The 24,428-nt window shown below is 45.3% G+C and carries 21 protein-coding genes; 18 read left to right on the top strand and 3 right to left on the bottom strand.

What is annotated here, in order from left to right:
- The first annotated feature begins 1,021 nt into the window (after positions 1-1,021).
- Both G632_RS0108130 and G632_RS0108120 read left to right on the top strand, forming a co-directional pair.
- Positions 1,022-1,963 carry a cation diffusion facilitator family transporter gene (locus G632_RS0108130; RefSeq protein WP_022768525.1) on the top strand — a complete coding sequence of 314 codons (942 nt, stop codon included), beginning with the start codon at positions 1,022-1,024 and terminating at the stop codon, positions 1,961-1,963.
- A gap of 207 nt (positions 1,964-2,170) precedes the next feature.
- A complete protein-coding gene (locus tag G632_RS0108120; protein ID WP_022768523.1) occupies positions 2,171-2,896 on the top strand; it encodes an ion transporter in 726 nt (241 codons plus the stop codon).
- A gap of 20 nt (positions 2,897-2,916) precedes the next feature.
- Here the strand turns inward: G632_RS0108120 and G632_RS0108115 are convergent, their stop codons facing one another.
- Positions 2,917-3,495: a hypothetical protein gene (locus G632_RS0108115; RefSeq protein WP_022768522.1), complete on the bottom strand. Its 579-nt coding sequence runs from the start codon at positions 3,493-3,495 to the stop codon at positions 2,917-2,919.
- A 210-nt stretch (positions 3,496-3,705) separates the two neighbouring features.
- On the opposite strand from G632_RS0108115, the gene purF reads away from it, so the two are divergent.
- From purF to G632_RS0108055, 12 genes are all read left to right on the top strand, one after another.
- The gene (purF, locus tag G632_RS0108110; protein ID WP_022768521.1) at positions 3,706-5,151 is read left to right on the top strand and encodes an amidophosphoribosyltransferase; all 1,446 of its coding nucleotides are present in this window, start codon (positions 3,706-3,708) and stop codon (positions 5,149-5,151) included.
- 32 nt (positions 5,152-5,183) lie between these two features.
- Positions 5,184-6,617, top strand: coding sequence for an adenylosuccinate lyase (gene purB / locus G632_RS0108105; protein ID WP_022768520.1), 1,434 nt, complete (start codon positions 5,184-5,186; stop codon positions 6,615-6,617).
- Positions 6,618-6,634: 17 nt separating this feature from the next.
- Complete coding sequence (gene metF / locus G632_RS0108100; protein ID WP_022768519.1) at positions 6,635-7,498, top strand: methylenetetrahydrofolate reductase [NAD(P)H]; 864 nt, start codon at positions 6,635-6,637, stop codon at positions 7,496-7,498.
- Positions 7,499-7,515: 17 nt separating this feature from the next.
- Positions 7,516-8,520 carry an AAA family ATPase gene (locus G632_RS0108095; RefSeq protein WP_022768518.1) on the top strand — a complete coding sequence of 335 codons (1,005 nt, stop codon included), beginning with the start codon at positions 7,516-7,518 and terminating at the stop codon, positions 8,518-8,520.
- Positions 8,520-9,401 carry a DUF58 domain-containing protein gene (locus G632_RS21115; protein ID WP_022768517.1) on the top strand — a complete coding sequence of 294 codons (882 nt, stop codon included), beginning with the start codon at positions 8,520-8,522 and terminating at the stop codon, positions 9,399-9,401. The genes G632_RS0108095 and G632_RS21115 overlap by 1 nt, the downstream gene beginning before the upstream one ends.
- Positions 9,385-9,885: a hypothetical protein gene (locus G632_RS19320; RefSeq protein WP_155828867.1), complete on the top strand. Its 501-nt coding sequence runs from the start codon at positions 9,385-9,387 to the stop codon at positions 9,883-9,885. The genes G632_RS21115 and G632_RS19320 overlap by 17 nt, the downstream gene beginning before the upstream one ends.
- Positions 9,876-10,985, top strand: a complete 1,110-nt coding sequence (locus tag G632_RS0108080; protein WP_022768515.1) for a vWA domain-containing protein — start codon at positions 9,876-9,878, stop codon at positions 10,983-10,985. Before G632_RS19320 ends, G632_RS0108080 begins: the two co-directional genes overlap by 10 nt.
- Positions 10,982-11,947 carry a vWA domain-containing protein gene (locus tag G632_RS0108075; RefSeq protein WP_026520500.1) on the top strand — a complete coding sequence of 322 codons (966 nt, stop codon included), beginning with the start codon at positions 10,982-10,984 and terminating at the stop codon, positions 11,945-11,947. The genes G632_RS0108080 and G632_RS0108075 overlap by 4 nt, the downstream gene beginning before the upstream one ends.
- A gap of 2 nt (positions 11,948-11,949) precedes the next feature.
- A complete protein-coding gene (locus G632_RS0108070; RefSeq protein WP_022768513.1) occupies positions 11,950-12,741 on the top strand; it encodes a tetratricopeptide repeat protein in 792 nt (263 codons plus the stop codon).
- A gap of 156 nt (positions 12,742-12,897) precedes the next feature.
- Positions 12,898-13,938 (top strand): hypothetical protein, encoded by a 1,041-nt coding sequence (locus tag G632_RS0108065; protein ID WP_022768512.1) that lies wholly within the window; start codon positions 12,898-12,900, stop codon positions 13,936-13,938.
- A gap of 18 nt (positions 13,939-13,956) precedes the next feature.
- Positions 13,957-14,478 carry a peptidylprolyl isomerase gene (locus G632_RS0108060; RefSeq protein ID WP_022768511.1) on the top strand — a complete coding sequence of 174 codons (522 nt, stop codon included), beginning with the start codon at positions 13,957-13,959 and terminating at the stop codon, positions 14,476-14,478.
- Positions 14,475-14,816: a hypothetical protein gene (locus G632_RS0108055; RefSeq protein WP_022768510.1), complete on the top strand. Its 342-nt coding sequence runs from the start codon at positions 14,475-14,477 to the stop codon at positions 14,814-14,816. The genes G632_RS0108060 and G632_RS0108055 overlap by 4 nt, the downstream gene beginning before the upstream one ends.
- Positions 14,817-15,335: 519 nt before the next feature.
- On the opposite strand, the gene G632_RS21110 is transcribed toward G632_RS0108055, so the two are convergent.
- The gene (locus tag G632_RS21110) at positions 15,336-16,124 is read right to left on the bottom strand and encodes a hypothetical protein (protein ID WP_022768509.1); all 789 of its coding nucleotides are present in this window, start codon (positions 16,122-16,124) and stop codon (positions 15,336-15,338) included.
- Between the two features lie 325 nt (positions 16,125-16,449).
- Between G632_RS21110 and G632_RS0108045 the strand changes: the two genes are divergently transcribed.
- Both G632_RS0108045 and G632_RS0108040 read left to right on the top strand, forming a co-directional pair.
- Complete coding sequence (locus tag G632_RS0108045; protein WP_022768508.1) at positions 16,450-18,618, top strand: hypothetical protein; 2,169 nt, start codon at positions 16,450-16,452, stop codon at positions 18,616-18,618.
- A 12-nt stretch (positions 18,619-18,630) separates the two neighbouring features.
- On the top strand, positions 18,631-20,271 hold the full coding sequence (locus tag G632_RS0108040; RefSeq protein WP_022768507.1) for an ABC transporter substrate binding protein: 1,641 nt from the start codon (positions 18,631-18,633) through the stop codon (positions 20,269-20,271).
- On the opposite strand, the gene G632_RS0108035 is transcribed toward G632_RS0108040, so the two are convergent.
- Entirely contained in the window at positions 20,251-21,474 is a 1,224-nt protein-coding gene (locus G632_RS0108035) for a substrate-binding domain-containing protein (RefSeq protein WP_022768506.1), read from the bottom strand. The genes G632_RS0108040 and G632_RS0108035 overlap by 21 nt on opposite strands.
- 147 nt (positions 21,475-21,621) lie before the next feature.
- Between G632_RS0108035 and G632_RS0108030 the strand changes: the two genes are divergently transcribed.
- Complete coding sequence (locus tag G632_RS0108030) at positions 21,622-22,611, top strand: LacI family DNA-binding transcriptional regulator (RefSeq protein WP_022768505.1); 990 nt, start codon at positions 21,622-21,624, stop codon at positions 22,609-22,611.
- Complete coding sequence (locus tag G632_RS0108025) at positions 22,608-24,341, top strand: ABC transporter ATP-binding protein (protein ID WP_022768504.1); 1,734 nt, start codon at positions 22,608-22,610, stop codon at positions 24,339-24,341. The genes G632_RS0108030 and G632_RS0108025 overlap by 4 nt, the downstream gene beginning before the upstream one ends.
- Positions 24,342-24,428: the final 87 nt, after the last annotated feature.

Raw genomic sequence — 24,428 nt, 5'->3', positions numbered from 1 at the left:
ACTCGTTGACATGTAAAAGGCTTGCGCGCAATCTGGAACCTGAGCATATTTTATGGCAGAGGAGGACATTTCGGCCTCATTGACATGTAAAAGGCTTGCGCGCAATCTGTATTCTGAGCAGAATTTATGGCAGAGAAGGGGATTTCAGCTTCATTGACATGTAAAAGGCTTGCGCACAATCTGAATTCTGAGCTGAATTTATGGCAGAGGAGAGCATTTGGGGCTCATTGACATGTAAAAGGCTTGCGTGCAATTTAGATTCCGGGCTGAATTTATGGCAGAGAAGGGGATTTCAGCTTCATTGACATGTAAAAGGCTTGCGCACAATCTAGATTCTGAGCAGAAATTATGGCTGAGAAGAGCATTTCGGCCTCATTGACATGTAAAAGGCTTGTGCGCAATCTGGATTCCAGGCAGACTTTGTGGCAAATAGCTGTATTTCAGCTGCTGGGACATGACAAATGAGCCGATGAAGGGAGGACCCTATCTGAAATCTGTGGCAGAAACGCAGGATATTGGTACCGGGACATGAAAAAAGCTTGCACAAGGAGTAGTCTCTAGCCGGAATCTGTGGCAAATAGCCACATCTCTGTGTCTGGGACATGACAAATGAGCCAATGAAGGGAGGACCCCATCTGAAATCTGTGGCAAAAGCGCAGGATATAGACACCGGGACATGAAAAAAGCTTGCACAAGGAGTAGTCTCCGGCCGAAATCTGTGGCAAATAGATACGTTACGGTAGCTGGGACATGAAATCGCAAGCAAGAACCTTGACTTCATGGCCCGCTTAGCTGCCCAATATGCCTTAGCGAATGAATGTCAATGGCACCGTGGAATACCGCAGCGTGCTTTTCGCGAGGATATGCCGCGAAAGGCCATTGATATTCATTAGCCAGGGCATACAATCTTCGGCTGCGGGCAATGAAGTCTCTTCTGAGTATGCTTCATCAATTATTTATGTATTGTCAGCCGTTAAGTTTGCTATAATATATCTGTCAGCACAGTGGGGAGGCGACAGTAATGGATCAAGAAACAAAACAAGATACAAAACAGGATGTAAAGAAGATTACCAACCAATTAGCCTTTGTAGGTATTTTAGGAAATGTTTTCCTGGCAGTATTTAAACTGATAGCAGGTATTGTGGGACATTCCACAGCAATGCTCTCAGACTCGATACATACGTTATCTGATGTAATCGCCACATTTATCGCATATTTAGGAGTAGTCCTATCAAGGAAGAAGGCTGATGACAAGCACCCATACGGACATGAGAGACTGGAGTGCGTTGCATCGCTCATATTGTCTTTTATCCTGTTTACGACAGGTGTAGAAATCGGAAAAAAGTGCATTACAGCAATAGTCGACGGAAGCTACAAGCAGCTGGCAATTCCCGGGATGCTTGCGGTTATCGCAGCGCTGGTTTCCATAATAACCAAGGAAGCCATGTTCTGGTACACAATGCGTTATGCCAAGCTTCTTAAATCAAGCGCTTTTAAAGCCGATGCGTGGCACCACAGGTCAGATGCGCTTTCTTCAATAGGAGCCTTAATAGGTATCGTTGGAGCCCGTCACGGATTTCCTGTCCTGGATCAGGTGGCAGGTATCCTGATATGCCTGATGATCATGTGGGTGGCAATTGAAATCTTCAGAGGCGCAGTTGACAAGATGCTTGATACATCCGCAGACAGAGAGGTAGAGACCAGGATAAAAGACCTAGTGTACAACTTCTCAAGAGATGAGAATCTCGGGGTAGGAGTTGACCTTCTAAGGACCAGGACCTTCGGAGAGAGGGTATATGTGGAGATGGAGATAAATGCTGACGGAAACCTTACGCTTCAGCAGTCCCACGATATAGCTGAGAGAGTTCATGACAAGATAGAAAAAGAATTCCCTGAAGTCAAACACGTTATGATCCATGTAAATCCAACAGGCTACAAGCATCACGAGGAAGAAAAGCTTTAAAGGAGCAGAATCTATGCCAAGAAAGTACAACAATGACGATCTGTTCATATTGGATTCCGGAGTCACAACTTCCAAGAAAAAAATCCATATTACGTTCTTTGTCTTTTTGTGCAGAGCGGTGAGCATAATATTGGCAATCTTGGGGATTTTATGTTTTTGGGAAGGAACTTTTTAACCACGACTTTGAATTTCTGATATTGGAGGCTTATGGAAAAATATAAAAGAAGAATATATGAAGTAATTGAAGTATCCAGCATAGGCGATGCATCCAGCAGAGCTTACGATGTACTGATGACAACCACGGTTATCGTCGGTCTTGTTCCGCTGACTTTAAAGACGGATAACTTCTATACATTCGTTATTGAGATAATCACTGCCTTGATCCTGTTTGTAGACTACTGTGCAAGAGTTTATACAGCTGATTACAAGATGGGATTTAAGAATATCAAGGCTTATATCGCTTATATCTTTACACCGCTGGCTATCTTTGACCTTCTGTCCATATTGCCGGTTATATATCTTTTATTCCCGATACCATCCTTGCGACTATTGAAGCTAATCAGAATTTTCCGTGTGCTGAAGCTTGTCAGATATTCAAAGACTATGATCGTCATAGCCAATGTCGTAAGAAAAGTAAAAACACAGCTCATCGCTGTGCTTATTCTCATAACCATCTATATTTTTGTCTCCGCGATGCTGATATTCCAGCTGGAGCCAAATCTCTTTGAGAGCTTCTTTGATGCTCTATACTGGGCTACCATTTCCATAACCACCATCGGCTATGGAGATATCTACCCCACGACTGATATCGGTCGATTTATAACTATGATATCAGCACTGATGGGAGTAGCCGTTATAGCCCTCCCATCAGGTATGATCACTGCAGCTTATATGAATGAAATTAGTAAAAAGAAATCTAAGTATGAGCTCTGATCTGTCAAATATCTGATTTATCAAAGAAGCTTGTTAGCTACTCTGTGCTCTGCCTTACCTGTCTGGTAGAAGTGTGTAAAGAGTGCGTCGCCGTTTGTTCCAAATGCATTCTGAAGATCAGGATAGTTCATGTAGTAGTCGTATGCATTGAACTCTGAGTTGTTGTTTGCGTACCACTTAAGAGGAGCTGCCATATCTGCCTTCTGTGCATAGGATGTATCGATGTTCTGTACGTAAACTTCGATGCCGTCGAAAAGTCCCTTGTCTGATACTTTGTCATCATCTACGTAGAAGTAGAACATTACGTTCTTTGTCTGCTCATCGGGACCGATGTGAAGAACTACTTGCTGTGTTCCGGATTTCTCAGAGCATTCTATGTAGGTCTTGTTGCTGGTGTGCTCTCCTACATATGCATCGTAATTGTAGTTTGCTGTAATCCAGAGAACTCTTGTTGATCCTGCGTCCATTGATACACAGCACTGTTCAAAATCGAAGTAATCAGGAATCTCACTGTATGCAAACGACTTGAAGTTAAATGCTGTGATGGTAAGAACGATAATAAATGCTGTTGCGATAATCTTTTCAATCTGTTTTCTCATAATGAACACCTCCATATTTTTTCATAATCTGTTGTTTACTAAAGTCTCTGTTTTTTTAGTCTTTAGTCATCTCTCTTGTTTGATTCTGATTACACTATACTCTCCCATTTGTCACAGATTTATCACACCCTTTTTTGTTGCCACACAGGCTAAGATTTGTTATTATGTTCGTGTTTGTGGCAGTTTTTTTCTTATATTAAGAGGAGAAATATGAAGGATATAAACAGGACTGAAAGCTATAAGCACCTTGGGGAAGAGTGCGGTGTATTTGGCATGTATGACTTTGACGGAGGGGATGTTGCAGACTCCATCTATTACGGACTGGTTTCCCTTCAGCACAGAGGCCAGGAGAGCTGTGGTATCGCTGTCAGTGATACAAAGGGCCCTAAGGGCAAGATACTCAGCTATAAGGATATGGGCCTTGTAAATGAGGCTTTTACTCACGAAGATATTGATAAACTTAAAGGGGATATCGGCGTCGGCCATGTGCGCTATTCCACTGCAGGAAGCAGCACAAGAGAAAATGCCCAGCCCCTTGTTCTTAATTATGTAAAGGGAGCCCTGGCAATGGCGCACAACGGCAACCTTATTAACGCACCGGAGCTTCGGCATGAACTTGCTTATACCGGTGCTATTTTTCAAACTACCATTGATTCAGAGGTCATTGCTTACCACATCGCAAGAGAGAGGCTCCTTTGCCACTCCGTTGAGGAAGCGGTTGGAAGAGCGATGCTCAAGATAAAAGGCGCATACAGCCTTGTTATAATGTCTCCCAGAAAGCTCATAGGAGCAAGAGACCCATACGGCTTTAAGCCTCTGGTAATAGGAAGAAGAGAGAATACTTACGTCCTTGCTTCCGAGACCTGCGCTCTTGATACCATCGGCGCAACCTTCATAAGAGATGTTGAGCCCGGAGAGATAGTTACCATATCTCCTGAGTACGGGATCAAATCAGATAAGAGCCTGTGCATAGATCATGGCAAGCAGGCCAGATGCATATTTGAGTTTATTTACTTTGCAAGGCCGGACAGCACCATAGACGGAATCAGCGTTTACGATGCCAGGATCGCAGCAGGAAGATTTCTTGCCAAGGATTCACCGGTAGATGCCGACATGGTCGTAGGTGTTCCGGAGTCAGGAAACGTGGCAGCATTAGGATACGCCCTTGAGTCAGGAATTCCGTACGGACAGGCCTTTGTAAAGAATTCTTATATCGGAAGAACCTTTATCAAACCCAAGCAAAAGAACCGTGAATCCAGCGTTCAGGTCAAGCTAAACGCCCTAAAGAGCGCAGTAAGCGGTAAGAGGATCATCATGATAGATGACTCCATTGTCCGCGGAACAACCTCGGACAGGATTGTGAGAATGCTTAGAGATGCCGGGGCAAAAGAGGTGCACATGAGAGTAAGCTCTCCGCCGTTCCTCTGGCCATGCTACTTTGGAACGGACGTACCGGCAAGAGATCAGCTCATTGCCTATAACAGAAATGTTGACGATATCTGCAAGATCATTGGAGCAGATTCCCTGGCTTACCTTGAGCTTGAAAGGCTTGAGGAAATGGTTGGAGGTAATCTCTCAATCTGCAAGGGATGTTTTACAGGTAAGTATCCGATGGATCCGCCAACAGAAGATATCAGAGGAAGCTACGAAAAATAATCAATAATAGAGGAAATGTCAGGAGGAGAATTATGAGTACAGATCGTTACACCAGTCCATTGTCAGAGCGTTATGCAAGCAGTGATATGCAGTATATCTTTTCACAGGATATGAAGTTTAAAACCTGGAGAAAGCTGTGGATCGCCCTTGCTGAGATTGAAAAAGATCTTGGCCTTAACATTACTCAGGAGCAGATCGACGAGCTCAAAGAGCACGCTGAGGATATCAACTACGATGTAGCTAGGGCCCGTGAGAAGGAAGTTCGTCACGACGTAATGAGTCACGTATATGCCTACGGTCAGCAGTGCCCTAAGGCAAAGGGTATCATCCACCTCGGCGCAACCAGCTGCTACGTTGGCGATAACACTGACATCATCATCATGACTGATGCACTCAGACTTGTTCGCAAGAAGCTCATCAACGTCATCGATAAGCTCTCTGTATTTGCTGACAAGTACAAGGATCAGCCTACCCTTGGCTTTACTCATTTCCAGCCTGCACAGCCTACAACAGTAGGTAAAAGAGCTTGTCTCTGGCTTCAGGATTTCACCATCGATCTTGAGGACCTTGACTATGTACTTGATAACATGAAGCTCCTTGGATCAAAGGGTACAACAGGAACTCAGGCATCATTCCTCGAGCTCTTTGACGGAGACCTTTCTAAGGTTGATCAGCTTGATCCCATGCTTGCCAAGAAGATGGGCTTTAAGGGATGCATGGCAGTTTCAGGACAGACCTACAGCCGTAAGATTGATATGAAGGTTATAAACGTTCTTTCCGGAATCTGCGCATCAGCAACCAAGATGGCTCAGGATATCAGACTTCTTCAGCACCTTAAAGAGGTTGAAGAGCCATTTGAGAAGAGCCAGATCGGTTCATCAGCTATGGCTTACAAGAGAAATCCCATGAGAAGTGAGAGAATCTGCTCACTCTCAAGATACGTTATGATAGATGCTTTAAACCCTGCAATCACCGAGGTTTCACAGTGGTTTGAGAGAACCCTTGATGATTCAGCCAATAAGAGAATTTCAATTCCTGAAGGATTCCTTGCAACAGATGGAGTTCTTGACTTGTGTATTAATGTAGTAGATGGTCTTGTGGTCTATCCGAAGGTTATCGAGAAGCACATGCTCGCTGAGCTTCCATTCATGGCAACAGAGAACATCATGATGGATGCTGTTAAGGCAGGTGGTGACAGACAGGAGCTCCACGAGAAGATCAGAGAGCTCTCAATGGAAGCCGGCAAGACTGTCAAGGTAGAGGGTAAGGACAATAACCTCCTTGAGCTCATCGCAGCAGATCCTGCATTCCACTTAAGCCTTGAAGAGCTTCAGGCTTCAATGGATCCCAAGAAATACGTTGGCTGCAGTGCTCATCAGGTTGAGAAATTCCTTGATGAAGTAGTTAAGCCAATCCTTAAGGCCAACGAGAAAGAGCTTGGAGTAACAGCTGAGATAAATGTTTGATAACGTGGAGAATGTGTATGAAGATAAGTCAGTTATTTAAGGAAAAAGATGTAACCCTCTCCTTTGAGGTTTTCCCGCCCAAGACAGATGCGGGGTTTGAGGCTGTAGAAAAAGCTGCCTCCGAGATAGCAGCTCTTTCACCTGACTTCATGAGTGTTACCTACGGGGCAGGCGGCGGAACCAGCAAGAATACCGCCAAGATCGCAGGCGACCTTCAGGACAGATTCTCAGTCCCTGTACTAGCGCACCTTACCTGCGTATCATCAACCAAGGACCTGGTAAAGAGCGTTGTGAACGAGTACAAGGAGAGAGGTATTGAAAATATCATGGCCCTCAGGGGCGATATCCCCAAGGAGGGAAGAATCTCTTTTGACTACGACCATGCAACTGAGCTGATCTACGACATCAAATCGATAGATGATTCCTTCTGCATCGGCGGAGCATGCTATCCCGAGGGACATGTTGAGTGTGCAAGGCAGTCAGAGGATATCCAGCATCTCAAGGAAAAGGTTGATGCCGGATGTGACTTCCTGACAACCCAGATGTTTTTTGACAACGGGGCTCTCTATCAGTTCCTCTACAGAATAAGAGAGAAGGGCATAGAAGTACCGGTAGTTCCCGGAATCATGCCTATCACCAATGCCAAGCAGGTGGCAAGAAGCGTTGCACTTTCAGGCTCAACCATTCCACAGAAGATGAAGATCATGGTGGACAGATTTGCAGATGAGCCCGACAAGATGAAGGAAGCCGGCATCATTTATGCCTGCGACCAGATCATAGATCTTATCAGCAATGGCGTGAGCCACATACATGTCTATTCAATGAATAAGCCTGATATAGCTGAAGGTATCATGAACAACTTAAGATCCATTATCAGGTAAAGAAACGGAGAAATAAAATGGAAGTACAAAGCAGCAATATAACAATTACAGAAGAGGAGTTTGGCTATTCACAGGAAGTAATAAGAAAGCTTTCAGATTACTTTGACGCCAAGGTTGTAGGCCAGCAGCAGCTTAAGTTTTCGCTGATCGGATCAATCCTTGCAGACGGACATATCCTTATTGAGTCTGTTCCCGGTCTTGCCAAGACCACAGCTGCCAAGGCAATTTCAGATGCCGTTGACGGTAAGTTTGCAAGAATCCAGTGTACACCTGACCTCCTTCCGGGCGATATCATCGGAACCCAGATCTACAACCAGGCAACCGGTAAGTTTGAGAATATCTTAGGACCTGTATTTGCTAATTTCGTTCTTCTTGATGAGGTAAACCGTTCCAGCGCCAAGACTCAGTCTGCCATGCTTGAAGCCATGCAGGAGAAGCAGGTAACCATCGGTGGAAAGAGCTATCACATGCCTGAGGATATCTTTATTGTTATCGCGACTCAGAACCCCATCGAGCAGGAAGGAACCTATCCTTTGTCTGAGGCCCAGACTGACAGATTCCTGATAAAAGAGGTTATCACATACCCTACAGCTGCTGAAGAAGTTGAGATCTTAAGCCGTATGGAGACAGGTGCTATATCACGTGTTGATCCGCCTGTTCTTACAATCTCAGACGTTGATAAGGTTCAGGAGATTGTAGATAAGGTTTATGTTGATAATGCTATTAAGTGGTACATCTCAAGCATAGTTGTTGCCTCCAGACGCGCAGGACAGATCCAGGGTCTTGAACTTGGAAGATATGTCCGCATCGGAGCAAGCCCACGTGCTTCCATCGCATTCCTTAAGATGGCCAAGGCAACAGCACTTATTCAGGGCAGAACCTATGTTACACCTGAGGATGTAAAGCAGGTGAGCCACCAGGTTCTTCGCCACAGAATCGGACTTAACTATTCAGCAGTAGCAGATAACGTGCCTGTTGAGGCAGTTATCGACGGACTGGTTAATTCAGTAAAGGCACCGTGATGAAGATTGATTATGAGTATTTATCCAAGATAAGGAGAGCAGTAGCTCTTTATACAAAGAGAAAGACCTCCAATATTCTTGACGGTGACTTCCATTCGATTCACAGAGGAAGGAGCCTGGAGTTCGATGATCTCAAGGAATATGCCATCGGAGATGACGTCCATGATATTGACTGGAAGTCTTCATCCCGCATGGGTTCTATTCTTGTGCGCAGATATATGACCGACAGAAGGCACAATGTCATGTTCATCTGTGACAGGGGAAGCAAGCTCCTTGGTGACACCACGGGAGGTGAATCCAAGAAAGAGCTCATGCTCATGACTTTCGGGACCCTTGCCTACATCGTAGGAAGAAACGGTGCGGATTATGCCCTTGCATATCCGGAGGATCAAAACACCAGCATCAGCTACTTTAAGTCAGGTACTGATCACCTGGAGAGCCTTCTCTATGATTATGAGAAAAAGGCCGAGACAGACTCTGTGCGATCCATTCCGGATACTATTACTGAGATTTTAAATACGGTACATAAGAGGATGATCATATTTCTTTTGACCGATATGGAAGGCCTTGCGCAGCTAAGCGATGGACTTGTCAGGAGCATAACCAAAGAGCATGATCTTCTTGTTATTAATATTGATGACGCGTTCCTTACAGGCGATACGGTATTTGACAGTGATCTGAGCCGCTACGAGAGGTTTTTCCTCTCTCACAGCAAGGCTCTTCACGAGGAAGAATTACGGCAGAGAGAAGAAATCTACGGTATGGCGTCAGAAATCTGCAAGCGCAACAAGGCATGCCTTACTACAATTGCAAGACAGGAGCAGATAATAGACAGCACGATTGCGCTTCTTGAAAGGTATAGAAATGGTTACTACGGTTAAATTGCAACATCCATTTGAATATAGCTGGTGGGTGACTTTAATTGCAGTGGTTTTAGGGGCAATTGCCCTTACGGCCATTGTCTTTTTCCTTATTAAGGTTTTTAATGCTCTTCGGAAAAAGAAGGAAGTCCCAAGGCCTGCAGCAAGGAAGATAGCAATGTCTCCCGATATGATCTACAGGGTCAAGAATCAGTATATTGGCAGGGTTCAGGCTCTTTTGAACAACTATACACAGAATAAGGTAGATAAAAGAGAAGGATACCAGCAGCTCAGTGCACTGATAAGGGAGTTTGTGCATGAGGTGACCGGTATCAATGTTGAGAATTTTACCATTAAGGAAGTAAAGGCATTTGGGATCAAGAAGCTGGACGTCCTTATGGAGGAGTATTACGTGCCCGAGTTTGCCGAGGATGAGAAGGCAAAGGGCAAGGACTTTGCAGAGTCCTGTAACAAGGCAGTGGGAGTGATCAAAGCATGGAGTTAATGTATCTAAACGTTGTCATCATCGGCATGGTAGTCCTGGTGGCAGCGCTTCTTGTTATTTACTTAATATACAGGCGGCAAAAGACAAGCTACAGCACCGGTATCAAGGCGGCTAACACGGGAAGGATCAGAAATTCCAAGCTCTACAGAAGCCTTAACATAAGGTACAGGGTTTTGACTGTCATTATGCTTGTCGGAATGATCCTTAGTATTGTTGCATCTCTTTTCCTGGCAGCAAGGCCCTACAGGACCGACGATGTTGTGAGCGGTGTTAAGAAAAGAGATATCATCCTGTGTTTGGACGTTTCCTATTCGCTATATGACCTTAACTCAGAGATCACGGATTATCTTAAGAACGTGGTAGCCGGTCTTGAGGGCGACAGGTTTGGAATCAGTATTTTCAATACTTCCTCGGTTACTTATGTTCCGCTGACGGATGATTATGACTATGTAATTGACAGGCTGGATGCCCTTCACGAGTACTTCATGATGCAAAAAGAGTATGAGGAAGAATATCTTCAGCTATACGAGACCTTAGGTGAAATCCCGGATGATAAGCGTCAGAGATTTGATGAGCTTCAGGATAAGCTTGACTACTTTGAGGCGGGAACTTTATACGACAACTACTACAGAGGATCCTCTCTTATCGGAGAAGGCCTTGGCACAGCGTTATACTCTTTTCCCTACCTTGGTAATTCAGAGAGGACCAGAGTTATCATCATGTGCACGGACAATGAGCTGAATGTCTATGGCAGAGAGGTTCTTAATTTAAAAGAGGCGTCGGAGTATTGCAAGAAGAACAAGGTTACCGTGTTTGGAATCTTCCCTTCAGAGGAGAAGTTCTATATGCCTGAGGAGTATGATTATTCCTCATGCTTAAACGGCTTTAAGAGCGCTGTGGAGACCACGGGAGGTAAGTTCTACATAAGAACCAAGTCCCAATCTGTATCCGAGATTGTGCAGGATATTCAGAAACAGGAAGCAATGCTGGTCAAGATCGTAATGACCAGACAGACAGTGGACCTTCCCAGAGTTCCGTTTATCATCATGTTTATTTGCCTTGCGATTGGCTGCATGGCAGGATTGGTATTACAGAAATGAGCATACAACCTATTTTTCCGCTGGGAACAATGCTGGCAGTATTTGCTGTATTGTTCGGAGTAACAGCGTATCTTGTAATTAAAAATAAAGCAAAGACAGGAGACAGGATTGGTACCCTTGCGCGTTTGACGATCATCTATGTTCTTGCGCTTATCATTGGCATGAGACCTGTCATGGTCGAGACCAAGTACGAGTTTGCAACCAAGAACCTGGACGTTTTATTCATCATTGATAACACCATCAGCATGTGGGCTCAGGACTACAACGGCAAGAAAGAGAGAATGACAGGCGTCACCAAGGATGTGAACTATATCATTGATGAGCTTGCAGGTAGTAACTTTGGCCTTGTGACCTTCGATGATACTGCGCATGTTCTTGCGCCTTTTACACAGGACCTTCAGTATATCAGGGATCTGCTGGATACCTTTGAGAGTCCTGACAGTTACTATGCCAAGGGAAGTGACCTTTCAATTGCCTATCAGGACATAGAGAGCCTTCTTTTGTCCTCCAACAGGAAAGAGAACAGGAAGACAATTGTCTTTTTCATAAGCGACGGTGAGATCACTAACGGAAAAGAGCTTAAGGACTACAGCGAACTTGCTCAGTACGTGGACGCAGGTGCTGTTCTTGGCTATGGTTCTGAGAGTGGCGGTAAGATGAAAAACAACTACGGAAATCACTATATCTATGATTACAGCACCCATAAGGATGCTGTATCAAAGATTGACGAGACTAATCTTAAGAAGATCGCAGAGGGTCTCGGCGTTGAATACATGAACATGAATAACGGTAACTCATCACTTATGGGAAGTGTTGAGCTTATCAAGGAGAGCAGCAAGACCATCATTGAAAGCGGAGATGGTGCAGAGGTCAAGAAGGATATCTACTTCATCTTTGCATATCCGCTTATGCTTATGGTGCTTATCGAGATAATACTGGTAGCAAGAAGGGGGAGGTTGTGATCATGAGAAGAATTCCTCTAAAGTATTATTTTATCGCGCTTGTTGGAATAATAATCCTTATCGTTGCAATTATGCTTGGATCAAGGCTTATTACCAATCATTTGTTTGTACAGGCTTATAACAATGAAGAATATGATACCGAAGCCGAGGAGAAGCTCCTTAAGATGAACTTCCCCGAGAGCTATGTTCCTTACTATAATCTGGGCAATGCAGCGTACAAAAAGGGCGATTATAATTCGGCGATTGCTTATTACACCAAGGCTTTGGAGAACTATCCGCCTGAGGATAAAGACTGCCTTATCAGAATCAATATGGCGCTGTCACTGTGCAATACCATCGATTTCTATAACCTTGATTCACAGGAAAAGATTGATACAGCTCTTTTCATCCTGTACAAGGCAAGAGATCTGCTTCTGGAAAAAGGCTGCGCCAGTGACGAGGGCGAGGGACATAATGCCGATGCCCAGCAGCTCAAAGAAGACATCGATGCCATGATCGAGAAGCTCAAAAACCCCGACAGTGGTAACAACTCCGATCAGCCACAAGAGGACCCTCCACAGGAGAATAATGACGGCGACTCTTCAAACAGTGGCAAGAGCGGAAACGACATGGAAAAGAGGATTCAGAAAGAGCTTGAGGAGAACAAGAAGGACGCCTTAGAGGACAGGAAGGACCAGCAGGATGATCTGGAAAAGTGGTCTGACTACATCGGCGGCGACGAGGACGGCTCCGGAGCCGGCGGTGATGAAGACGGCGAGGGCTCAGGCACAGGTGGACAGAATAACCCGTGGTAAGAGCACGAATAATCCAAAGCGATTGAAGAAACAGATGAGTAAAAAGATTATTATGAAGGCGTGATCTCTGACTTCACAACATACCACAATATGATGTATAATTAAGCTGTAAATTGGTAATATATTGTGTGTGAATGTTGTGAAGGGGGATTGTCTATGAAGAAGATAAATGCAATATATCTCAGTGTGATTTTGTTGCTGTCTTGTGTTGTTTTAGGATTGGGACGTTTCCCTGCAAGAGCCGTTGCCTCTGAAACAACCTATTCCGGAACGGTTTCTGACAAGACTACAGCAGATAAGCTTTATCTCTCAACCAGTGGAGGTACGGTTGAGATTAAGCTCGATGGTAACACAGAGATAGTTAATGCGAGATTTCTTTTACCCGGTAATTCAGTTACAGCTAACTGCTATACAGGCAGTGATGGGTACTGGCACGCATCTAAGATAACCGGAAATTCTTCCGTTGGAAAAGTTGCTATAGATAATTCAACCAAGGCGACTGTAAAGGGTACAATTGCCAAGGGAACTACTGAGGAGATGCTTTATCTGGTGGTTGATAACGGAACCATGCAGATCAAGATAGATGAGAGCACAGATGTAAGCGGTGTTAAGTTCCTCATCATCGGCAAGACAATTCAGGTTGTGGTTGCCAGAGGGTCAGATGCATATATGCATGCCCTTTCAATTTCTGATGTGGCAGGAGCTTCTACTTCATCAGGATCGTCGACAGGTGTTGCTGCTTCTGGATCAGGTATAAGCGGAACAGTTGAGAAAGGCACAACTACTTCGCTTCTTTACTTAAATACATCCGGTGGAACAATGCAGATAGTACTTGATCTTGCAACAGATGTAAGTGCTTCAAGAGTTCTTTTACCCGGACAGAAAGTTACCGTTAATTTCTACAGAGGGTCGGATGCCTGGAACCATGCTTCAAGGATTGTGAACAACAGCGCAACAGCAGCGCCTGAGGTTTCACTTGATTCAGGGGCTAGAGTTACCATTTCAGGTAGGGTTACAGGTGATACAACTGAGAACACATTATTCCTGAGTACAAGCGGAGGCGTAATGCAGATTAAGCTCGATGCAGCCACCAACTTCTCGAGATGCCCTGTTCTTCTTCTTGATAAGAATGTTCAGGTGACCTGCGATCGTGGCAGTGATGAGTATTACCACGCTGTATCAATAATTGCAAATTAAAAGGAGAATCAGAATTAAATGGCACAGAATCCAGTAGTTACAATCACAATGGAAAACGGAGATGTGATGAAGGCGGAGCTCTATCCTGAGATCGCGCCTAATACGGTTAACAACTTCATCTCTCTTATCAACAAGAAGTTCTATGACGGACTGATCTTCCACAGAGTTATCAAGGGCTTTATGCTTCAGGGCGGAGATCCTGAAGGAATCGGAATCGGTGGCCCCGGATACGGAATTAAGGGTGAGTTTTCATCAAACGGATTTAAGAATGATCTTAAGCATACCGAGGGCGTGCTTTCTATGGCAAGATCCATGATGCCTGATTCAGCTGGCTCACAGTTCTTTATCATGCACAAGACTTCTCCTCACTTAGATGGCGATTACGCAGCATTCGGTAAGGTGATTGAGGGAATGGATGTTGTAAACAAGATCGCTGAGACCGATACTGACTGGAACGACAAGCCTGTTAACGAGCAGAAGATGAAGAGCGTTACTGTTGAGACATTTGGAGTAGAATATCCGGAGCCTGAGAAAGTATGATGAATCAAGATAATGAAAACCTAATCGACTTTGATTTTGAAATGCACCAGCAGGCTATTGATGAGGAAAACGAAAAGGCTAATCCGTTATGCCTTATAGCTATTGCTCTTGGAATCATGGGGCTATTGGGCGGCGTTTCCGGGAAATTTATAGTGTTTGTCATGTTCATGGCTGCCGGTTGTTTGACGGCGGTTATAACGTGGGGAATATATCCTAAGAGTGATTTTGCAAAAAGGGTAGGCATTATATATATTTGTGGAGTGATACTCGGAATAATATGGATTGTTGCGACTATTATGGATGTGCTTAGTATCTTTAGGGATGGAATGCCTTTTTAAAAAGTAAGCGGAATACTTGCGACGACTTGTGACTTGTGACTGGCGAGTGGTAAATAGGAGCCACGGCTTTGGGAATCTTTAGGGATTTCCGGAGTCGTGGCTCTTTTTGTGGCTAGGGGGAGGGTTCTGGTGGATTGACAGGTAAAAGAATTGCACAAAAGCTTTCTTCAAGCCTTGATTTATGGCAAGGAGGAGGGTTTTGGCAGATTTGACAGGTAAAAGAATTGCGCAAAAGTCTTTTTCAAGCTCTATTTTATGGCAGGGAGGAAGGCTTTTGGCAGATTGACAGGTAAAAGAATTGCACAAAAGCCTTTTTCAAGCTTTATTTTATGGCTGGGAGGGAGTTATCTGGCGGATTGACAGGTAAAAGAATTGCACAAAAGCCTTTTCCAAGCCTTGATTTATGGCAGGGAAGAAAGATTTTGGCGGATTGACAGGTAAAAGAATTGCACAAAAGTCTTTTCCGAGTTTTAATTTATGGCTGGAAGAGAGACTTTTAGCGGATTGACAGGTAAAGCATCAGAGGAAGAATTTCTTAATGATTTCTTCAACTAAGACGAAGTCCAGTGGATGCTTGTTGTCCTCATAGGTTGTGATGAAATTCACGCCTGGAAGATATCCGTCGCGGATGTAACGATACATTTTGAAATCCACGGTACTCTGATAACCGGGATCATCGCAGCGACCGAAGTGCTCCCAAAGAATTATCTGACCTGTCTTAGGATTCATGACTGTAAAGTCTGTTGCCATTGGATAACCATAGATATCATGTATTTCTTCATAACGATATGGTATGCCGTGAGAATATAAGATCTGTGCAATATTTGATTCTGATTTCGAACGAACGAATTCGCCTTTTGGCGCGGGCACTGTTAGATGCTCGGGATGGTCTGTACTTTTGTTATAGGGAAGATACTCCCAATTGGCCGGTACAGGATCATTGTTTACCAATAGCTTTCGGTATGGTGAACCTAATGAGAGGAGTGCTGATGGGTCAGTGACAACTCGATTCTTTATATAGTAATTTATGCAACTTAGCTCATTTTTCATGTCTGCTATTTGTTGTGAATAATAAAGCTTACGTGCAAGCAGCTTGGCTTCAGCAATATTCTTGTGCGAGAGATATTGACGTTGAGGATGCCCATTTTTCATGACTTGTTTGTAAAACTGTGGATACTTTTTATCTCCAATTTTGTGCTTGTAGCATACAAGCGTTTCTTTTGGCATTGAAGCTAGTTTGCTTTCTAGTTTCTTGATGGATGCTTCCAGTTCAAGCTTTCGCTCGATATAGATTTCTGTGTGATTCAATTGTTGATTTCCTTTCTTGTGTCTTTTCTGACAAATGATTTATATAAGGCATAACCCTTTAACAAAAAAGTTGAAATGTTCCTGCGAATGCAGGCGGACATTTGGCATGTGAGGCTGAGTGCCACACAAAGATTCGCCGAAAGACAATATAGCAAATGCAGATGCGGATGTAAACAACATTAAGGAAATCTTAAGAAATTTACGGAATAGCGGAATTTATAGAAAATTTACTATGTTTTCTGACGAATTTGGGCGATAATATATGTGTGTAATTCCGACTATTATTACTTTCAAATATACTTACTGGCATGAAAGGAGAATCAGCATGGAAGGCATGAGCACTCAGGATATTCTTAATGGACAGGATCTTTCGACTGCGAATGTGGATGATCTTTTGGCAGCTATGGGAGCAAATGAGGCTGCGCAGGCAGCACCTGTTGAGGAGGCGCCTAAGCCTAAGCGCGGACGTAAGAAAGCGGCTGAGCCGGCACCAATAGAGGATATTCCTAGCCTTGATGCTATTATGGCCGGCGGTGCTGATGCTCCAAGTCCTGCGGAAGCAGCAGAAGCTGATGCAATGGCAGCAGCTATGGCAGCGATGGCAGATGCCGGAATGGCGCCTGCAGAGGAGGCTCCGGCAGAGGAAGCTCCTGCAGCACCTGTTGATGTAGATGCAATGATGGCAGCAATGGCAAACGCTGAGACTGCAACCGATGTTGATGCAATGATGGCTGCAATGGCGGCAGCAGAAGCAGCGCCAGCAGAGGCCCCGGCAACGGAAGCAGCGCCGGTAGAAGAGGCTCCTGCTGATATAGATCCTGTAATGGCAGCTATGATGGCTGATGCAGCTGCTGCAGAAGCAGCCGCAGCGGCAGAGGCAGCTCCGGCAGAGGCAGTACCGGCAGAAGAAGCGCCTGTAGATATGGATGCAATGATGGCAGCGGCAGAAGCAGCACCGGTAGCAGAAACACCGGTAGAAATGCCAGCAGATATACCTGCAGAAGCACCGGCAGAAGAAGCACCTGCAGATATGGAAGCAATGATGGCCGCAATGGCGGCAGCAGAAGCACCTACAGAGATACCTGCAGAGGCATTGGCAGAAGAAGTTCCTTCAGAGGCTGACGCAATGATGGCAGCAATGGCAGCAGCGGAAGCAGCTCCGGCTGAGCTTCCTGCAGATGCACCTACAGTTGATACATCTTCAGATATGGAAGCAATGATGGCTGCTATGGCAGCAGCAACACCTGCAGCAGAAATGCCTGCAGAAGCGATGGCAGCTGATACACCGCCTATAGAAGAGGCACCTGCAGCAGAGGCGTCTGTAGATATGGATGCAATGATGGCAGCGATGGCCGCAGCAGAAGCTGAAGCACCTGTAGAGATGCCGGCTGATATACCTGCAGCAGAAGCACCTGCAGACATCCCGGCAGAAGCACCGGCAGACATTCCTACAGATGAAGCACCATCTGACATGGATGCAGTTATGGCAGCGATGATGGCAGCAGAAGCAGCTCCTACAGAAATTCCTGCAGAGGCACTTGCAGAAGAAGTACCTTCAGAAGCAGATGCAATAATGGCAGCGATGGCAGCAGCAGAGACAGCTCCTGCAGAACTTCCGGCAGATGCTCCTACAGAGGACACATCTTCCGACATGGACGCAGTTATGGCAGCAATGGCAGCAGCAACACCTGCTACAGAAATGCCTGCAGAAGCAATGGCAGCAGATACACCGCCTATAGAGGAAGCACCTGCTGAGATGGATGCAGTTATGGCAGCGATGATGGCAGCAGAGGCAGCTCCTGCAGTTGAGATTCCGGCAGAAATGCCAGCCGAGGAAATTCCTACAGAGACTCCTGCAGAGAACCTCGATGCAATCCTTAACGCAGAAGTAGATGCCCTGATCGAAACTCCGGAAGCAGAGGCTCCGGTAGAAATCCCGGCCGATATTCCTGCAGCAGATGAAATCCCTGCACCTGAAACAGCAGACCTTGATCCCGTAGCAGCAGCTATGCTCGCAGCAGAACAGGCAGCAGCCGAGTCAGCACCAGACGAAGGAGCCATTGCACCAGAAGAAGCCCCTGTGCCTGATGCAATTCCTGTACCTGAAGAAGCACCGGCAGCAGAAGAAGCAGCAGCCATCGACATAGATACCGAAGAAATCCCTCAGACCCCTGTTCCCATGGATATGGATGCAGCATCTGATGCTATGGAAGGCGCAGTAGAAGATATCGAGAGCTTCCTGGATTCCGAAGACTACGAATACTTAACAGTAAAGAGTGATGGCAACACACTTTTCCTGATGAAGACAGCAGATAACAATGCAATGGCTATAACTTACGAAGGCAATGATTTTGACAGCCTTGAAACCGCTTATAACAAAGATGGCAAGACAGCTTACAAAGATATCATGAACGCATTTGTAAAAGAGACCATCAAGAACGGCGGAAACAGTGCAATCGTAAGGCACAAGGGAACAAAAGTTGTAGCCAGATAATTACACCAAAAAATGAGAAAAACGACACAGATAATAAGGTATTTAATAACCTCATTTTTAATTCTGATTCTTGCTTTATCCTGCGCGCAGACATCCTGTGCGCAGGATAATTTCGAGCGTCAATTTCGAATTCTCTTTATTTCCTCTTACAGCTATTCTAACGCCACAGTTCCCGACCAGCTCAATGGTTTTGAGAAGGGACTTGAAGGCATCAATGCAGAGATCACCTACGAATTCATGGACTCCGATGTGTATTACGGAGCCGTAGATATTATGAACTTCGACAAATACCTTAAGTATAAGGTTTTTTCGGCGCGTAACTTTGACCTTGTGGTTGTGGCAGATGATCTTGCTCTCAGATATGCCATCAATAACAGAAACGTCATGTTCCCTGATCTTCCGATCGTATTCATGGGAATCAACAACAAAACCGAGGCTGTCACAGCCGCTGCAATGAAGAATTCCACCGGAATCGCCGAGAGTCCGGATTTTGAGGGAAACTATGCCCTTATGAAAGCTCTTTTCCCGGAGAGAGATCATCTTGTAGTTGTAGTGGATTCCTCCGTTGCCGGACAGGGCGATTATGTGGAGTTCATGAAGTTTAGCGAGAATCACCCCGAGCTTGAGTACAATATCGTGAACACTTCTTACTACACGGCAAACGGTCTTGAAGATGTCTTTCATGATCTTGGGGCAAAAGACATTATCCTGTTTTTGGACTTTTCTATGGACGGTGAGAGAAAGAGCTATTCCCTTAAAAACGCTGCTGATTTCATCAGTGAAACAGCACCCAGTGTTCCTATCTTCAGGCTTGCGTCTGCGGACATCGGACATGGGGTTCTTGGCGGAATTTCCTATTCCTTCTATGAGGCGGGCAGAACAGCAGGAGAGGCGGCTGCCAGCATACTTAGAGGTGAATCTGCAGATAACATACCTCTGCAGTCAAATACCATAACTGCCACATTCTTTGAACAGAAGGCCATGGATAGGTTTGGCCTGAAAAACTCTCAGTTGCCGGCAGGGTCTGTGATAATAAACGAGAGATGGAACTTTGCCAAGTTCTACCGCGACAACAAGATAATCAGTAATCTTGCAATTGTCATAGCACTGCTGCTCATAGTCATTATCACAATTCTCTATTCAACCAACAATCGCAGAAAGAAGATGCTAAGGACAGACTTCCTGACGAAGATGCCTAATAGGATGAAGATCATTGAAGATATGAACCAGGCAATAAGCCAGTCGGAATCCTATGGTCTTATCATGCTGGACGTTGACCACTTTAAGAACATCAACGACACCTACGGGCATAATGTAGGCGATGAGGTAATTGTGGGAGTTGGTCAGAGACTAAAGAAACTTGCAGACAGGAATCTGACTTTTGCAAGGCTCGGCGGAGACGAATTCTGCGGACTATTCAAAGATCCCAGCCACGACAGAGCAGGGAAGATCTGCGAGGACATATTAAAGGCAACAAAAACGCCCTTCAAAACTTCGAAGGGCGATCTTGAGCTGACCGTAAGTATCGGATGTGCAATGTATCCGCTGGATACCAAGGATTCCGGAACGCTTATGGAATGCGCTGATAAAGCTCTTTATGTGACAAAAGAGAAAGGTCGAAACGGCTATACTTTATTCAACAGCGTAAATTAGACCTGAGGCATTTCGTGCATAGTACCCGGTATCAAAAAGTTCATCTTCAAGGTTATCTTTTGTGATGGTAATGGGGCTTAGCAGGAATGAAGTAACGACCTTACTTCCGTTGTCATAATCCGTGGTGTTATAGGAACAGTCAAAATCCCAGCCTGAGGACATTACCAATTTTCCATCGGGCTCTTCATCTGCAAGTATGGAAAGACCCAGGGCAACGGCCACAACCGATTCATCCCTGAGGGCTTTGAATACTGTCATGCTCTGTTTTCCCTCGATAATACTGTAAATGTTTGCAACATCGGCATCCTGACCGGTAACTACGACGCTGTTTGTACCGACATAATCGGATTCAAGAGCTCTGGTGGCGCCTAGAGCAGTTGAGTCGTTGGCACAAAGAACGGCATCCAGCTTAACACCCTCCGGATAGTAAGAGTTTAAGATGATCTGTAGCCTTTGCTGGGCAATATCTGTGGACCACTGAGCTGTAGAGGTTTCATAGAACCCCTGCTGGTTGGAAGGCACCGATAGTTTACCGTTTTCTATGTAGGGCAGCAGAGTATCAACAGCACCCTGGTAAAAGAACCTTGCGTTATTATCTACGGGGTCTCCCGTTACAAACTCTATATTTTTGCTATCTTTTGAATTCTTAAGTCCAAGGGCTGCAATGATATATTCAGCCTGCAAAACCCCGACTTTGTAGTTATCATAGGAAACATAATAATCAACCGCATCCGAGTTCATCAAAAGCCTGTCATAGGCTATTATTTTTATGCCCTGAGACTTGGCCTTGTCCAGGATTGATGAAAGGGCAGCACCGTCAACGGCGGTTATCACCAAAAGATCGGCTCCGCCGTCTATCATGGAGCGGATGTCGCTGATCTGGGTATCTATCAGGTTGTTTGCATATTTTAATATGACCTCGCACCCTTTATCTTCAAAATGCTCTTTTAAAAAGGTTCCGTCGTGATTCCAGCGCTCAAGGAGTCTGTCGGGCATGGAAATGCCGACAACTGTCCTGCCGTCGTCCGGGCGAACATTTGCCGCACTGCCATCGTAGTCCGCACTCCCTGTAGGAGCTTCCCCGGCAGCAGGTTTCTGGACTGCCGGCTCGGTACCTATTTCCCCTGCAACAGGTGTAGAGCTGCAGGCTGAGAGTATCAGAGCAGATACAATTGTAATTATGATAAGTTTTGTCTTTTTCATAGTAATAATTATACCATCATAAATATTCAGTTTCCTTAATTTATAGATATTTTATGGACAAAAGCTCCCCGAAGCCATATAGTAGAACTATGCTTGGAAAACGCTTTCCAAGCCTGCATAAAAACAATCCGTCAGGTGGGGGATACTATGGTATCAATTAAAGACGTGGCCAAGGAGGCAGGCGTTGCCATATCAACAGTCTCCAAGGTCTTAAATAATTATCCGAATGTCAGTGAGAACACCAGAAGCAAAGTAATGGAAGTGGTGGACAGACTCGGCTTTGTGCCAAATGCTGTGGCTGCCAGCCTCTCTTCCAAGAAAATGGGACGTGTGGCTCTGCTCATCAAATTAAATCTTGAAACGGAGGCCAGCGACGAGATCAGCATGCAGTATATCTCAGGTGCTGTGCACAGGGCAAAAGAGCTGCAGCTGGATATCATCACTGTCTTTGCCTCCATGATCGAGGATATGACGGTGGAAGAAGTCACCAACTACTTTGAGTCCCAGGGCATTAAGGGCATCATAGTATATGGTCTTACCACCAAGGACAAAGTGGTCCACAAGCTGATTAAGAGTGAACATTTTAAAATGGTTGTCATCGACGCACCCATGACAGGGGACAGCACCTCCTGCGTCAGCGTTGATAACGTACAAGCCCAGTACGACGTGGCCAAGAAGACCATTACCGAGAACAAGTGTAAGAAGGTCCTTTACATCTCCGGAGATGAGAACGGCTACGTTACAGCCCAGAGACTTGAGGGCATCAAGAAACTCTGTGCGGAAAAGAAACTTAAGCTCACGGTACGCAGCGGCAAATTCTCAGAGCTCAAAGCCCGCGAGATCACAATGAAGTACGCTAAGAACCACCACTGCGTGGTCTGCGCATCAGATCTTATGGCCATCGGCGCCATGAAGGCACTTATCGATATGGATATATTCCGCCCTGTTTGCGGATTTGACGGCATAATACTTATGGGGTATGTGGGGAAACAGATGAATACGGTCAAACAGGACTTTGTAAAGATTTCAGAAGAAGCCCTGGATGAACTTAATCGCCTAATGCAGGGCGAGACCGGAAGAGAAGTTATTCTTCCACATACTCTGGAAAGAATGAAATATGAGGACATAATTAAATGAAGCTGATAAAGAAATTCATCCCTTATTATAAGCCATACATCGGCGTGTTTTTAATGGATCTTTTGTGTGCATCCATTTTATCTGTCATAGACCTGACTTTTCCGCAGTTCCTCAGGATCCTGCGGAGCACTCTTTTCCTTGAAGAGAGCAGCGTGATACTAAGCAGGCTCGGACTCATAGCATTTCTCCTTATTGCCATGTACGTTGTCAGGCTCCTGTGCAGGTACTATGTAACTTATCAGGGACACATGATGGGTGCCAGGATTGAGTCTGGCATGAGAGGCGAGCTTTTTGAGAGGTTTGAGGCTTTCTCTTTTTCCTACTATGACACGCACAACACCGGCGAGATGATGAGTAAACTGGTTTCCGACCTCTTCGATATCTCGGAGCTTGCGCACCATGGTCCGGAGAACATCTTCATCTCCATAATCAAGATAATCGGTTCATTTATCCTGCTGATGCGCATAAATGTGCCCATGACTCTGTGCCTTGTTTTTGTTGTGGTCTGCATGGCCGTATTTGCCGTAAGTCAGAACAAGCGCATGAGAGCGACATTTTCCGACAACCGCAAGAAGATAGCGGGAATAAATTCATCACTTCAGGACACCCTTGGAGGCATAAGAGTCGTTAAGTCCTTTACGGGTGAGGATATTGAGAAAAAGAAATTTGACAAATCCAACTTGGCATTCCTTGATTCAAAGAAGGCCAACTACAGGCAGATGGCGCTGTTTTTCTCCGGCAACAATTTCTTTGAGGGACTGATGTTTGTAACGGTACTGGTGGCCGGCGGATTCTTTATCGCCAAGGGCAGCATGACCGGCGAGGACCTTGCAATCTACGCCCTCTACATCAACATTTTCATAAATCCGGTAAACGTTCTTGTAGAATTTACGGAGCAGCTTCAGAAGGGTATGGCCGGCTTTGAGAGATTCTGCGAGGTAATGGATACCATGCCCACAATAGTTGATAAACCTGATGCAAAAGAGCTTTCGGACGTCACGGGAGTTATCGACTACTGCGATGTGTCTTTTTCCTATGAGAAAGAGGAGACCGTGCTTAACCACATAGACCTGCATGTGGATGCCGGAAAAAATGTGGCCATCGTTGGCCCATCCGGCGGAGGAAAGACAACGCTGTGCTCGCTCCTTCCAAGGTTTTATGAGGTTACCGGCGGAAGTGTTAAGATCGACGGCACCGACATACGAGATGTCACCCAGAAGTCACTTAGGTCCTACATCGGTATCGTTCAGCAGGATGTATATCTTTTCAATGGTACGGTAAAAGAGAATATTGCCTACGGAAAAGAGAACGCGACCATGGAAGAAATAGTTGAGGCGGCAAAGAATGCCGATCTTCTGGACTTTATCGAAACTCTTCCTAATGGCTTTGACACCGAGGTGGGCGAGAGGGGAGCAAGGCTTTCAGGAGGTCAGAAACAAAGGATCGCCATAGCCAGAGTTTTCCTTAAGAACCCGCCGATACTGATCCTTGATGAGGCAACCAGTGCTCTTGATAATGAGAGCGAGAGATATATTCAGGAAAGTCTTGAGAAACTATCTGTGGGAAGAACCACAATTACCATCGCCCACAGGCTTTCTACCATCCTTGGAGCCGATGAGATCATTGTTCTCGATGGCGACGGAATAAAGGAAAGAGGTAAGCACAAAGAGCTCATCAAGCAGGGAGGGCTCTACGAGAAGTACTATCGTATGCAGCTGGGCGCTGTATAAGATTGGTTTAAATAATACTTGCGGAAAACGTTTTCCTGTGGTAATCTAAGAACATGAATTCGAGAAAACGTTTTCCAGAGTAATATT

Source organism: Butyrivibrio sp. NC2007, assembly GCF_000421405.1.
In the GTDB taxonomy this organism is placed as follows: Bacteria; Bacillota; Clostridia; order Lachnospirales; family Lachnospiraceae; genus Butyrivibrio.
This window is presented reverse-complemented; position numbering and strand designations above follow the sequence as displayed.